This window comes from Curtobacterium sp. 'Ferrero', assembly GCF_002412165.1.
Taxonomy (GTDB): Bacteria; Actinomycetota; Actinomycetes; order Actinomycetales; family Microbacteriaceae; genus Curtobacterium.
In genome coordinates this window covers 1-12,570 of sequence record NZ_NXIA01000005.1, presented here as the reverse complement: position 1 = coordinate 12,570, position 12,570 = coordinate 1, and the positions used below count along the sequence as shown (strand labels likewise).

The 12,570-nt window shown below is 70.8% G+C and carries 13 protein-coding genes and 1 tRNA gene; 5 read left to right on the top strand and 9 right to left on the bottom strand.

All coding sequences use genetic code 11. The features are described 5' to 3' along the window. Window positions 1–30: 30 nt before the first annotated feature. Window positions 31–846, top strand: coding sequence for a DeoR/GlpR family DNA-binding transcription regulator (locus Csp2054_RS06515; protein WP_096898512.1), 816 nt, complete (start codon window positions 31–33; stop codon window positions 844–846). Between the two features lie 56 nt (window positions 847–902). After that, window positions 903–1,835 carry an aldose 1-epimerase family protein gene (locus tag Csp2054_RS06510; protein ID WP_096898511.1) on the top strand — a complete coding sequence of 311 codons (933 nt, stop codon included), beginning with the start codon at window positions 903–905 and terminating at the stop codon, window positions 1,833–1,835. 137 nt (window positions 1,836–1,972) lie between these two features. Here Csp2054_RS06510 and Csp2054_RS06505 read toward each other — a convergent pair whose 3' ends face one another. The 5 genes from Csp2054_RS06505 to Csp2054_RS18035 all read right to left on the bottom strand — a co-directional run bounded on the left by Csp2054_RS06505 (window position 1,973) and on the right by Csp2054_RS18035 (window position 4,852). After that, entirely contained in the window at window positions 1,973–2,290 is a 318-nt protein-coding gene (locus tag Csp2054_RS06505; protein WP_096898510.1) for a hypothetical protein, read from the bottom strand. A 175-nt stretch (window positions 2,291–2,465) separates the two neighbouring features. After that, complete coding sequence (locus Csp2054_RS06500) at window positions 2,466–3,269, bottom strand: SGNH/GDSL hydrolase family protein (protein ID WP_141399159.1); 804 nt, start codon at window positions 3,267–3,269, stop codon at window positions 2,466–2,468. A gap of 47 nt (window positions 3,270–3,316) precedes the next feature. Then, window positions 3,317–4,435 (bottom strand): acyltransferase family protein, encoded by a 1,119-nt coding sequence (locus Csp2054_RS06495; RefSeq protein ID WP_096898508.1) that lies wholly within the window; start codon window positions 4,433–4,435, stop codon window positions 3,317–3,319. Between the two features lie 130 nt (window positions 4,436–4,565). Next, window positions 4,566–4,641 (bottom strand) — tRNA-Lys (locus tag Csp2054_RS06490). Window positions 4,642–4,690: 49 nt separating this feature from the next. After that, entirely contained in the window at window positions 4,691–4,852 is a 162-nt protein-coding gene (locus Csp2054_RS18035) for a hypothetical protein (RefSeq protein WP_176491591.1), read from the bottom strand. Window positions 4,853–4,977: 125 nt separating this feature from the next. On the opposite strand from Csp2054_RS18035, the gene Csp2054_RS06485 reads away from it, so the two are divergent. The 3 genes from Csp2054_RS06485 to Csp2054_RS06475 all read left to right on the top strand — a co-directional run bounded on the left by Csp2054_RS06485 (window position 4,978) and on the right by Csp2054_RS06475 (window position 7,673). Continuing rightward, window positions 4,978–5,607, top strand: coding sequence for a DNA-directed RNA polymerase subunit beta (locus tag Csp2054_RS06485; RefSeq protein WP_096898507.1), 630 nt, complete (start codon window positions 4,978–4,980; stop codon window positions 5,605–5,607). Between the two features lie 618 nt (window positions 5,608–6,225). After that, a complete protein-coding gene (sigK, locus tag Csp2054_RS06480; protein ID WP_096898506.1) occupies window positions 6,226–6,825 on the top strand; it encodes an ECF RNA polymerase sigma factor SigK in 600 nt (199 codons plus the stop codon). Then, complete coding sequence (locus Csp2054_RS06475) at window positions 6,822–7,673, top strand: anti-sigma factor domain-containing protein (RefSeq protein ID WP_096898505.1); 852 nt, start codon at window positions 6,822–6,824, stop codon at window positions 7,671–7,673. Before sigK ends, Csp2054_RS06475 begins: the two co-directional genes overlap by 4 nt. Window positions 7,674–8,057: 384 nt before the next feature. Here Csp2054_RS06475 and pstB read toward each other — a convergent pair whose 3' ends face one another. The 4 genes from pstB to Csp2054_RS06455 all read right to left on the bottom strand — a co-directional run bounded on the left by pstB (window position 8,058) and on the right by Csp2054_RS06455 (window position 12,200). After that, window positions 8,058–8,837: a phosphate ABC transporter ATP-binding protein PstB gene (gene pstB, locus Csp2054_RS06470; RefSeq protein WP_096898504.1), complete on the bottom strand. Its 780-nt coding sequence runs from the start codon at window positions 8,835–8,837 to the stop codon at window positions 8,058–8,060. A 42-nt stretch (window positions 8,838–8,879) separates the two neighbouring features. Further along, complete coding sequence (gene pstA, locus Csp2054_RS06465) at window positions 8,880–9,965, bottom strand: phosphate ABC transporter permease PstA (protein WP_096898503.1); 1,086 nt, start codon at window positions 9,963–9,965, stop codon at window positions 8,880–8,882. Window positions 9,966–9,980: 15 nt separating this feature from the next. After that, window positions 9,981–10,928, bottom strand: a complete 948-nt coding sequence (gene pstC / locus Csp2054_RS06460; RefSeq protein WP_096898502.1) for a phosphate ABC transporter permease subunit PstC — start codon at window positions 10,926–10,928, stop codon at window positions 9,981–9,983. Window positions 10,929–11,084: 156 nt separating this feature from the next. Then, a complete protein-coding gene (locus Csp2054_RS06455; RefSeq protein ID WP_096898501.1) occupies window positions 11,085–12,200 on the bottom strand; it encodes a phosphate ABC transporter substrate-binding protein PstS in 1,116 nt (371 codons plus the stop codon). Window positions 12,201–12,570: the final 370 nt, after the last annotated feature.

Genomic DNA, 12,570 nt, shown 5'->3' with positions numbered 1-12,570 from the left:
AAGCAGACGGAAGCGGACGAAACTGGGCGGGTGACGGACGCTGACCTCTTCCTCGACGGCGCGCTGCCGGCACCGCTCCGTCAGGAGCGCATCGTGACCATCGTCGACGGGGCACCCGGTCTCGTCCGCACGTCCGCGTTGGCCGCGGCGCTCGGGACGAGCGAGGTGACGGTCCGCCAGGACCTCGCCGCCCTCGACCTGGAGGCACGGATCCGGCGGGTGCACGGCGGTGCGGTCCGCCTGGTGGCCGGTTCCGGCGAACGACCGTTCGAGGAGACCGCGGTCGAGCACCAGGACGCCAAGGCCGCGATCGGCCGGGCAGCTGCGGCGCTCGTCCGGTCCGGGGAGTGCGTCGTGCTCGACGTGGGGACCACGCCGGCCGCGGTCGCCGCCGCCCTGGTCGCGCGGACGGACCTCGCGGACGTCACCGTCGTCACCAACTCGCTCACCACGGCACTCGCCCTGGAACCCGCGGTGCCCCGCTTCACCGTCATCGTCACGGGCGGGACGCTCCGACCGCTGCAGCACTCCCTCGTCGCTCCGTTCAACGGCACCGTGTTGCCGATGATCGCCGCCGACGTGGTGTTCCTCGGCGGGACCGGCCTCGACGTCGAGCACGGGCTGACGAACGTGAACCTGCCAGAGACCGAGACGAAGCGGATGCTCGCGGAGACCGCACGGCGTACCGTCGTGGTCGCGGACGGGTCGAAGTTCGGCCGGGCCCACGTCGGGGTCGTCCGTCCGCTGCACGACATCGACGTCGTCGTCACCGCCGAGGCTCCGACAGCCCTGGTCGACGCCGTCCGCGCGGCCGGGGTCGAGGTCGTCGTCGCCGACGGCCGGTGACGGCCGGTGACGGCCCCACCGAACCCGCACGCGCACCGAGGAAGGACCAGCCCGCCATGACCGCAGCCCCCACCGGAGCCCAGTACCGCCTCCGCCACGCCGGACCCGACGGGGTCGTCGAGGCCGTCGTCACCGAGGTCGCCGCTGGCATCCGCGAGCTCCGGGTCGCCGGCTTCGACCTCACCGAGCCGTTCGCGGTCGACCAGGCGCCGCCCGGGGCGGACGGGATCGTCCTCGTCCCGTGGCCGAACCGGGTCGCCGGCGGTCGGTGGGAGCTGGACGGCGCGGCGCAGCAGCTCGACGTCTCCGAGCCGAAGTACGGGAACGCCTCGCACGGTCTGCTCCGGTTCTCGCCGTACCGCACGGTGTCCCAGACGGAGTCGTCGATCGAGCAGGAGGCCACGATCCACCCCCAGCACGGTTGGCCGTTCACGCTCGAGACGCGGGTGCACCACGAACTCGTCGACGACGGCATCCGCGTGACCCACACGATCACGAACCGCTCGGGGAGCCGTGCACCGTTCGCCGTCGGGGCGCACCCGTACCTCCGCGCCGGCGACACCCCGCCCGAGGACCTCGTCGTCACGCTCGACGCAGCGACCGCGTTCTCGACGAACGAGCAGAAGGTGCCCGACGGGTCGTTCGACGTCACCGGGACCGACTCCGACCTCCGCGCCGGTCGTCGGGCGGGCGACTCGGACCTCGACACCGCGTACACGGACATCACCCCGGACGCGGAGGGCGTCCGCCGCACGACGGTGCACGGGCCGGAGGGCGACGGTGTCGAGCTCTGGCAGGACGAGTCGTTCCGGTACGTGCAGGTGTTCACGTCGCGGACCTTCCCGAGGGGCGAGGGCACCGGGCTCGCCGTGGCGGTCGAGCCGATGACCGCTCCCGCGAACGCGCTCAACTCGGGCGAGGGTCTGCGGTGGCTCGAGCCCGACGAGACCTGGACCGGGACCTGGGGCATCCGGCGCGTCTGGTCCTGACGCCCGGGCGCAGCGCTCCGACCGCGTCACGGGCCCGAGCCTCGCGGAGACGACGCAGCGCGATGGCCACCGCACACGACGAAGGCCGCCCCGGTCGGGGCGGCCTTCGTCGTGTGCGAGCGTGTCCGGTGGAGCGGTCAGCCGCGGCGCATGCGCAGTGCCTCGACCGCGAGTGCCTCGGTGCCGTAGCGGCCGACCTCGTGCGCCCACGCCGGGTCGTCGCCGCGCAGGGCGATGTACTCCGACCGCTGCCGGCAGACGTAGCCGAGGACGGTGGTGGCGGTCGCGATCTCGAGGAAGTCCTCGCGGATGTGGCGCGTGGTCACCTGTGCGTTGCGGCGCAGGGTGTCGAGCAGGAGCTGGTCGCTCATGGTGGTCCCGGTGGCCGTCGCGAGCTCGACGATGCGGCGCGCGCCGTCGGCGCTGGTGTGCGTGGCTTCGATGGGCTCGATCACGGTGTACCCCGTTCGTGTTGCAGTGGTGCTGTCTCGCAGGAGCCGTCGTTCGGATCCGCGAGCGACTCTATCGGCGGCAACCCAACAACCTGCTGAACGCGCACTGAACTGTGCAGTGCAACGCCCAAGAGTCAGCCGAGGAGGACTTGTACCCCGTCCGGACCGTCGCGCCCGCTCAGGCGCACTGCTGCCCGGCCGGCGCCGCCGCCATCGTGTCGAGCGCAGCGCCGATCCGGTCCGCGAGGTAGGCGTAGCCGGCGTCGTTGAGGTGCTCGCCGTCCTCCGCCGCGTAGCCCGGGCTGTTCGCCGACGTGAACCACCGGTCACCGAGGGCGTCGAGGTAGGGCACCCCCGCTGCTCGGGCGCCGGCGGAGACCATGTCGGAGATGCTGGCCGTGCTCTCGGCGCGGGGTTCCGGTGCGGACGGACCCACGGCGACCACCACGGCGTCCGGCCACTGCTCCTTCGCGAGGGTGAGGGTCGTCGTCACGGCCGACCGGAGCGTCGACGGAGCGGCGTCCCAGTCGTTCTGGCTGCCCTGCACGATGACGAGGTCCGGGTGCAGGGCGTGCTGCTTCGCGACCCGGGCCTCGTACGCGTACCGCGAGGTCCGCGGGCGGCCCGTGTTGACGTACCCGGTGCCCGGGATGCCGTCGATCTTCGCGTCCCAACCGCGGTCGGCCACGAGGTCCTGCGCCCAGCCGTGCTCGCCGTCCGACGACCCGCGGCCCGCCGTGTACGAGTCGCCGATGATCAGCACGTCCGAACCCGGCTCGATCGCTCGCGCGACGGCCGAGGGGGACGCCGACGGCCGGGCGACGGGCTGGCAGGCGTCGGACACCGACGGGAGCATCACCAGGAACCCGGAGACGCCGAGCGCCATCGCGCCGAACGCCAGCGCGGGCAGGGTTCGGCGGCGTCGTCTCGCGGGAGTCGGACCTGATCCGTCCGGCCATCCGCCGTCGGTTCGTCGGGCCACGACCGGAATTGTACCGGGGACGTGTCACCGGACCCTGGTCGCAGCGTTCAGGCGCGGGACGACCAGGCGGCGTGGTCGGCGCGCGTCGCCTCCGACACCCGCGTCGCCACGCGCTTCGCGAGCCGGTGCGCCGGGAGCTCGACGAGGCGGGAGAACACCATCGCCACGCCGAAGGCCACCGGCGGTCCGAGCACGACGACGATCCACCAGCCACCGCGCGGCACGACGTTGGCGATCGACACGAGGATCGGCTCGTGCACGAGGTACAGGCTGAAGGACAGCCGGCCGAGCCACCGCGGGACCGGGCCGAGCAGCAGGCGCTCGGCGGGGACCCACTTGCCCGCGAGGAGGACGAGCGTTCCGGCGCAGGCCAGCGTCACCGCTTGGTGCACACCGCCGTTCGGGATCCAGCCCGGGAACCACCACGAGCACGTCACGCCGAGGAGTGCGGCGACCAGGAGCACCCAGCCCCAGCCCTTCGGGACCTCGCGGATCTGCTCCCAGCCGGACGCCATCGCGGAGCCGAGCAGGAACATCGGCAGGTAGACCAACCACTCGACGTGGACGCGGTCACCGTAGGCGGAGAGGACGATCGCGATCAAGGCGACCGCCCACCACCAGCGGCGCGTGACGGCGGCGACGGAGACGTACAGCGGAAGGAGGATCGAGAACGCGACCTCCCACGTGAGCGACCAGAGCGGACTGTTCAGGAAGTTCGGGTCGACCACCGTGACGTCACCGAGCAGCCCGCGGAGGGTCAGGGGCTCGGCGTGCGCGTTCACCCACAGGGCCTGGTCGCCCTCCGACGTCCGTGGCACGAGGAGGAACAGGGCGAGCGCGAGCAGCACCGACGCGACGACCGGGAGGTACAGGCGGACGAGCCGGCTCGGGTAGTACCCGTTCCAGTCCTGCGTCCGCCGGAGGGACGGCAGGGTGAGCACGAAGCCGCTCAGCACGAAGAAGACGAAGACCGCCTCGGTGCCGGCCCATACGAGGTGCGCCGGGGAGTGGACGAGCCAGTCGACCCCGGACGGGACCGCGAGACCGTAGTTGCCCCGGGAGAACGCCGGGATCGTGAGGAACACGTGGTGGACGAGGACGACCGCTGCCGCGATCCCCCGGAGACCGTCGAGCGAGCCGATCCGACCCGCGGGACGATCGCGCATGGTCCGATCCTACGTCGATGCTGTACGGACGCCGAACCGAAGGTCTGTGGGCCGATCGGCGCTTGACATCTGGGGAGGCCCCGTGGGGCTCGTACCCACGACCCTCAGATGAAAGGGCGGAGTTCGGGACTGGTAGGCCCCGTGGGGCTCGAACCCACGACCCTCGGATTAAAAGTCCGGTGCTCTACCAACTGAGCTAGAGGCCCTCACCCGCAAGGCTAGCGGGTGAGGGCCTCCGGGGAGAACGAGCGGTGTCTAGCTGCGTCGTCCGGTCAGCATGCGCAGGAGCCACATGATCACCGCGACGACGAGCAGCACGATGCCGACCCACAGCAGGAACTTCAGGCTCGCGGCGAAACCGCCGACGAACAGCAGGATGACCGCGATCACGGCCAGGATGATCAGCAGGGCGTTCATGAGGTCCTCTCCTCGACGTCCGGGAGGGGTACCTCCCTGCCGCCAGAAGGTACGCCGCAGCGCGTGGTTGCGTTCTCGGCGAACGGGGGACGCCCGGCGTCGGTGGCCGCGCCTACACTGTCGCGGTGCCTCGCGATCACCATCGTCCCGTCCACTTCACCGATGCCGAGTTCGCTGCCATCCAGGGCGGTGAGGACCCGGCCGTGGTGAACCGTGTCGCGCACGAGACCGCGAACGCGCTGCTGCACCGGGTGCGCCAGGACCCGGACCCCGCCGTGGTCGAACGGCTCGTGACCTACACGGACGTGCACGGCATCGACGCGATCGCCGAGCTGTGGGCACGGGTCGGCGCGCACACCCTTCCCGGGGCGCTGTGGCGGATCTACCTCGTGCGCACCGTCATCCGGCAGTCCCCGGAGGAGGTCTCCTACCTCTTCGCGCGCGGGACGGAACGCATCGGCACGATCGACCAGGCCGTCGCCGGGGCCGAGCAGCCGACCGGACCGGCGGAGATCCTGACGCTCGCCGACCGCATCCTGCACGGGCTGTACACGGGTGACCTCGCGGTGGCCCTCGACCGTGGTGCGGCGTTCTGCCGGCTGACGGCGGCTGGTGCCACGGCGGTCGCGGACGAGTCGGACCTCACGGCGGATGCGCGCGCGAGCGAGCTGACCCGGCGGGCGCTGCGCCTCTCCGAGCTGGCTGCCGACCTGACGGAGGCGGCGGCGCTCTGGCGCCGCGACAGCCTCGACTGACGGCGCAGCCGACGCAGACGAAGCGCCGACGCAGACGACGCAGACGAAGCGCCGACGCAGACGAATCGCCGAACGGCGTGCGTCCCGCGCCCGACGCCCGCACCCTGGGCGACGCGACCGCCCACCGGACGCACGGCCTGGTACCCACCGGTGCCGCGCCTCCCGTCCGGATGTGGCGGACCCACAGACCACAGGTGAGCGGAACCGCCCCCGGACAGCGAAGAACCGGGCCGCAGAAGCGCCTCTCGGCGCGAGGCCGCTCGAAGCGGCGAATTTTGGAGCCCGGGGCTTGCTGCGGCCCGGCGACTCCGAGTCTACGAGACGACCCTGTGCGCCGACGACCGTGTTCTCGCTCGGAGGACACGCACGGACCCGGGCGTGCCCGATCCGGCTCGGTCGAGATTCCCTCCAATCCAGCAGGAGCAGGACACCGAATCATCACCGTGGCGAGATCCTCTTCCCGCCACGGCGAGGGTCGGTGCGACCCGGTCCGGTCCCTGCCGGTCAATTCCCTGCGGGTCACGCCGCCCTCGCCACAAAACGAAACACCGAACCTGACCTGCTGCACGACTCCTGGACGACTGCAGCTCCCCGTGCACCGAGAGGGGGAAACCTGCAATGCTGTCCATCGTGGAACGCGATACCGAGCGCTGGAGCGCTGCCGAAGCGGCTCGCCCATCGCCCGACGAGCTCCTCTCACGGGTGGCCGGCGGCGACCAGGCAGCCTTCTCCGACCTGTACGACGAACTGTCCGGCCGTGTGCTCGGCCTCGTGACCCGGCTCCTCAAGGACCGGGCGCAGTCCGAGGAGGTCACGCAGGAGGTCTTCCTCGAGGTCTGGCAGCAGGCCGCACGCTTCGACCGCGGTCGAGGCTCGGCCGCCAGCTGGGTCCTCACCATGGCGCACCGCCGAGCGGTCGACCGGGTCCGGGCATCGCAGTCGTCGCACGACCGTGACACCCGCATCGGGATCCGCGACTTCGAGGCTGGTTTCGACCAGGTCTCCGAGTCCGTGGAGATCCGCATCGAGCACGAGCGGGTCAGCCGAGCGCTGGCCAAGCTCACCGAGTTCCAACGCCAGGCGGTGCAGCTCGCGTACTACGGCGGCTACTCGCACAGCGAGATGGCCGCACACCTGGGGGTGCCGATCGGCACCGTCAAGACCCGTCTGCGTGACGGGATGATCCGACTCCGAGACGAGATGGGGGTGACCTCATGACCGAACGACACGACGACCCCTCTTCGCTGACCGGCTCGTACGCGCTGAACGCGCTGTCCGACGACGAGCGTGCCCTGGTGGAGGCTGCCCTCACGGCATCGCCCGAACTCCAGGCCGAGACCGACTCGCTGCGCGAGACCGCGCTCCAGCTGGCGTACTCGACCGACCCGATCGAGCCTCCGGCGTCGCTCAAGGCGTCGCTGCTGGCGCAGATCCAGACCACACCGCAGGCTGCGCCGCTGCGCTCGGCCTCCCCTGCCGTCCCCGACGCCGGCCTGGAGGCACGACCCGCCTCCGCCCCGTCCCCCGCCTCCGTCGCGGGGCCGGGTCCGGCCGAGACCGCGGCTCGCCGCCGCTGGTTCCAGCGTCCGGCAGCAGCGCTGTCCGCCGCGGCTGCCGTCGCGGTGGTGTTCCTCGGCGTCGGGCTCGGGATCGGCAACGGTTTCGTCCCCGGCGACCAGCCCGGCCCGGAGACGTCGCAGAGTTCGGGCGTGCTCGACAGCATCTACGCCGCGTCGGACTTCAAGCGGAGCACCACCCCGGTGCAGGGCGGCGGGACGGCCACGGTCGTCTGGTCGGCCGAGCTCGGCAAGTCCGCCGTGATCCTCGACGGGGTGGACCAGGCGCCGAAGGGCAAGGTCTACGAGCTCTGGTACATCGAGCCGAAGAACTCCGGCGGCGCGATCACGGCCGCCGGTCTCATGGAGCGCTCGTCGGACGGGGTGCACTCCGCCGTCCTCGAGGGCCGGTACAGCTCGGGCGTCACCGTGGGCATCACCGTCGAGCCCGAGGGCGGGTCGGAGCAGCCGACCACGACCCCGATCGCCGCGGTCTCCACGGAGGCGTAGCCGGGCGGGTTCGTCCGCGTCCTCGTCGCGACGCACTCGCGTCCCGCCGTCCCTGCCGCTGTCCGGCGACGCCGCCGCTGTCGTCCGACGACCACGCTGTCGTCCGACGACCACGCTGTCGTCCGACGACCACGCTGTCGTTGTCGTGGGCGTCCTCCGGTGACGGGCACACGCGACGCCGCCGCTGTCGTCCGACGACCGCACTGTCGTCCCCACACGACCGACCGGCCTGGCCCAGCACCGTCCCGCCCCGCCACCTGCCGGGCCGCCGGCCGCAGTGCGGGGGTGGGCCGCGCCTCCCGGCCGTCGCGCGATGCCCGCGACGCACGGAGACGGCCCCGCCGGACCGGAGTCCGACGGGGCCGTCGTGAGCACGTCAGTGGATCATCCGAAGCGGCCGGAGACGTAGTCCTCGGTGGCCTGCACCGACGGGTTCGAGAAGATCGTCGCGGTGTCGTCGTACTCGATGAGCTTGCCCGGGTGCCCCGTGCCGGCGATGTTGAAGAACGCCGTCCGGTCGCTCACCCGCGAGGCCTGCTGCATGTTGTGGGTCACGATGACGATCGTGTACTCCTTCTTCAGCTCCTCGATGAGGTCCTCGATCGCGAGCGTCGAGATCGGGTCGAGCGCCGAGCAAGGCTCGTCCATCAGGAGCACGTCGGGCTGCACGGCGATCGCACGCGCGATGCACAGGCGCTGCTGCTGACCGCCGGAGAGGCCCATGCCCGGCTTGTCGAGGCGGTCCTTGACCTCGTTCCACAGGTTGGCGCCCTGCAGTGAACGCTCGACGATGTCGTCCGACTCGGACTTCGAGATGCGCTTGTTGTTGAGCTTCACGCCCGCGAGCACGTTGTCCTTGATCGACATCGTGGGGAACGGGTTCGGCCGCTGGAACACCATGCCGACCTGACGGCGGACGAGCACCGGGTCGACGCCCGCGCCGTAGAGGTCGTCGCCGTCGACCTTGACCGAGCCCTCGACCCAGGCACCGGGGATGACCTCGTGCATGCGGTTGAGGGTGCGGAGGAAGGTCGACTTGCCGCAGCCGGACGGGCCGATGAAGGCGGTGACGGTGCGGGGCTCGATCGTCATGTCGACGCCCTCGACCGCCTTGAACTTCGAGTAGTAGACGTTGAGGCCGTCGACCTCGATGCGCTTGGACACAGTGGATTCCTTCGGGGCTTGCGGGGGAGTCGGTGCTCGCGGCTAGCGCGGGAGCTTGGGGGCGAAGAGGCGGGTGACGAAGCGCGCGAGCAGGTTGAGCGCCATCACGATGAGGATGAGCAGGAGTGCCGCCGTCCAGGCACGGTCGACGAACGGTACCGGGTTCGAACCCTGCTGCGAGTACTGCGTGTACGCGAACACCGGCAGCGTCATCATCGGGTTCTTGAAGAGGTCGTAGTTCATCGAGGCGGTGAAGCCGGCCGTGACGAGCAGCGGGGCCGTCTCGCCGATCACGCGGGCGATCGAGAGCATGACGCCCGTCGTGATGCCGGCGAGGGAGGTCGGCAGCACCACCTTGACGATGGTCAGCCACTTCGGGACGCCGAGTGCGTAGGAGGCCTCGCGGAGCTCCATCGGGACGATCTTCAGCACCTCTTCGGTGGAGCGCACGACGATCGGGATCATCAGCACGCTGAGCGCGATCGAGCCGACGAGACCGAAGCGGGCGCCCGGGCCGAGGAAGAGCGCGAACAGCGAGTACGCGAAGAGACCGGCCACGATCGACGGGATCCCCGTCATGACGTCCACGAAGAACGTGATGCCCTTCGCGAGCGCCCCCTTGCCGTACTCGACGAGGTAGATCGAGGTGAGCAGGCCGATCGGCACCGAGATGAGTGCCGCGAAGAGCGTGATCTCGAGCGTGCCGACGAGGGCGTGGACCGCGCCGCCGCCCTCCGAGATCACGCCGCGCATCGAGTACGAGAAGAACTGCGCGTCGAACCGGGCGAGCCCGTCGGCGATCACGGTCCAGAGGAGTGAGACCAGCGGCAGCACGGCGATCACGAACGCGGTCACCACGAGCGAGGTGACGAGCCGGTCGACGGCCTTGCGCCCGCCCTCGACGATGCGCGAGACGACGACGATCAGGACGTCGAACAGGACCGTGCCGAGGAACAGGGCCGCGACGACGTTGAAGTCCTTGACGGCACCGCCCGCGTTGAGCAGGGCGAAGACCGCGATCAGGGCGACCCAGGAGCCGATGAGCAGGAGCCACGGCACGGACTTGTGCAGCTTGCCGTTGGCGTACACGTTGCCGGCCATGCCGGTCTGACGGAGCGCGAGGGACATCGGGCGTTGCACCTCTCAGCTGACCCGCGCGCGGACGATGTAGCGCGCGAGCATGTTGATGACCAGGGTGATGACGAAGAGGATCAGGCCCGACGCGATGAGCGCGTTCAGGGCGGTGCCGGACGCCTCGGCGAACTGCAGGGCGATGTTCGCGGCGATGGTCGACGGGTTCAGCGAGGTCAGCATCTGGAACGTGACGTTCGTCGACACCGAGAGCACGAGGGCGATCGCCATCGTCTCACCGAGCGCGCGGCCGAGCCCGAGCATGATCGCGGAGACGATGCCCGACTTGGCGAACGGCAGGACCGACAGGCGGATCATCTCCCAGCGGGTCGCGCCGAGGGCCAACGCCGCCTCCTCGTTCAGCCGCGGGGCCTGCAGGAAGATCTCCCGCATGACGGCGGTCATGATCGGGATCGCCATCACCGCGAGCACGATCGACGCGGTGAGGATCGTGCGACCGGTGCCGGAGACCTGACCGGAGAACAGCGGGAACCAGCCGAGGTACTCGTTGAGGAAGCGGTAGAACGGCTTCACGAAGGGTGCCAGGACGACGATGCCCCAGAGGCCGTAGACCACCGACGGCACCGCGGCGAGCAGGTCGATGACGTACCCGAGCACCGGCGCGATGCGGCGCGGTGCGTAGTGCGAGATGAAGAGCGCGATCCCGAGCGAGAGCGGCACGGCGATCACGAGCGCGATGAGCGCGGACCAGACGGTGCCGAAGACGAGGGGCCCGACGTAGTCCCAGAAGTTGGTGGCGTCGTTCGGCAGCTCGCCGACCTTCGCGCTGAACGCCGGGATGCTCTGCCAGACGAGGAACGCCGCCACGAGGGCCAGCACGAGCAGGATGATGCCGCCGGCCACGACCGAGGCGGCGGAGAAGACCCGGTCGCCGACACGGACGACGGCCTTCGGCTTCGGGATCACGGTGGCCCCTTCACGGGCCGGTGCGGTCGTCATGGGACTCCTGTCGGAGAGGCATCCGAGCCGGGCTGCGGGCGCGGGCACGGGTGCGGGATCGGGGGAGGGAGGGGTGTCACGGACGTCGCCGTGACGGGCGAGTGCCCGGACGCCGGTCAGGTGTGGGTGGGACCGGCGTCCGGGCGCTCAGGGGCGTTACTTGATGGAGGCGACGGCCTTCGCAGCCTTCTCCGACAGGTCGCTCGAGAGGGCGGCCGACTTGGCCTCCTTCGCGGCGGCCTGCTGCGCGTCCTGCGACACGACGTAGTCGAGGTAGCCCTTCACGAGCTCGCCCTTGGACGAGTCCTTGTACTCCTGGCACGCGATGGCGTAGGAGACGAGCACCAGCGGCCAGGCGTTCTCGGCGGTGTCCTTGCGGTCGATGTCGATCGCGAGGTCGTTGTCCGAGCGGCCCGAGACCTGCTTCGAGTCGGCCACGACCTGCGCGGCACCGTCAGCCGAGATCTCGGTGGCCTTGTCGCCGACCATGAGCTTCGCCTTGTCGAGCGAGCCCGCGCCCGAGTCGTCGATGTAGGTGATCGCGTTCGAGGCGCTGGCCATCGCGGACGCGACGCCCGAGGTGCCCTTGGCCGAGTCGCCGACCTGGAACGGGTAGGTCTGGCTCGGCTCCTTGCCCCACACGTCGCCGGCGTTCGCGTCGACGTACTGCGAGAAGTTGAACGTGGTGCCCGAGTCGTCCGAGCGGTGGATCACCGTGATGTTGGCGTCCGGCAGGTCGACACCGCTGTTGAGCGACTTGATCTCCGAGTCGTTCCACTTGGTGATCTTGCCGGAGAAGATGCCCGCGATGGTCTTCGCGTCGAGGGTGAGGTCCGAGACCCCGTTGACCTTGTACGCGATCGCGATCGGGGAGATGTAGACCGGGATGTCGATGGCCTTCGAGTCCGCGGCGCAGTTCGCGAACGAGCCCGAGAGCTCCTCGTCGGAGAGCGCGGCGTCGGAGCCGGCGAAGTCCGCGGCGCCCGAGATGAAGTTCTTGCGGCCTGCGCCCGAGCCGTCGGGCGAGTAGTTGACCGTGACGCCGGAGGCCTTGTCCTGGAAGCCGGCGGCCCACGCGGCCTCGGCGGTGGCCTGGGCGGACGAGCCCGAACCGGTGAGCGTGCCCGAGAGCTTCGAGTAGTCCGTGCCCGAGGCAGACGTCGCGGACGCGCTGGAGCCGTTGCCCGCGTCCTCGTTCGCTGCGCAGGAGGAGAGCACGACCGCGCCGGCGATCGCGATCGCCGCGACCGTGCCGATTCGCTTGATGTTCACAGGGGTCCCTTCGGGATGTTCGGTGCAGTTCGGGATGTCAGTGCAGGTTGGGGCCGCTGCTGGTCCCGCGGGCCGGTGCTGACCCGGGAGCGACTGTAGGGACGCGAGGTGACCCGGGAGGTGCCCTCGGGTGAACGGGAGGTGAACGAGGACTTGCCCCGGCCGCGGCGCGCGGACACGCGGCCGGCGCAGGTGCAGGATCGGGTCGTCGTGCGTCGCGGGATGGATGCGCCCGCATCGGTCTGGAGGCGCGGATCACCGCCGCCACGGTGCGCACGGCTCCGGGTGGTCGCCACGCGGGGCACGCCGCCGGCGGCGCTGCGGCGCGCGGTGCGCGCGGGACGCCTCCGACTGCGCGGAGCGCGGGGCG

Excerpts from the sequence above, each read along its gene's own strand:
- Csp2054_RS06510 (WP_096898511.1), top strand. The coding sequence starts at position 903 with ATGACCGCAGCCCCCACCGGAGCCCAGTACCGCCTCCGCCACGCCGGA.
- Csp2054_RS06495 (WP_096898508.1), bottom strand. The coding sequence starts at position 4,435 with ATGCGCGATCGTCCCGCGGGTCGGATCGGCTCGCTCGACGGTCTCCGG.
- Csp2054_RS18035 (WP_176491591.1), bottom strand. The coding sequence starts at position 4,852 with ATGAACGCCCTGCTGATCATCCTGGCCGTGATCGCGGTCATCCTGCTG.
- sigK (WP_096898506.1), top strand. The coding sequence starts at position 6,226 with ATGCTGTCCATCGTGGAACGCGATACCGAGCGCTGGAGCGCTGCCGAA.
- Csp2054_RS06475 (WP_096898505.1), top strand. The coding sequence starts at position 6,822 with ATGACCGAACGACACGACGACCCCTCTTCGCTGACCGGCTCGTACGCG.
- pstA (WP_096898503.1), bottom strand. The coding sequence starts at position 9,965 with ATGTCCCTCGCGCTCCGTCAGACCGGCATGGCCGGCAACGTGTACGCC.
- pstC (WP_096898502.1), bottom strand. The coding sequence starts at position 10,928 with ATGACGACCGCACCGGCCCGTGAAGGGGCCACCGTGATCCCGAAGCCG.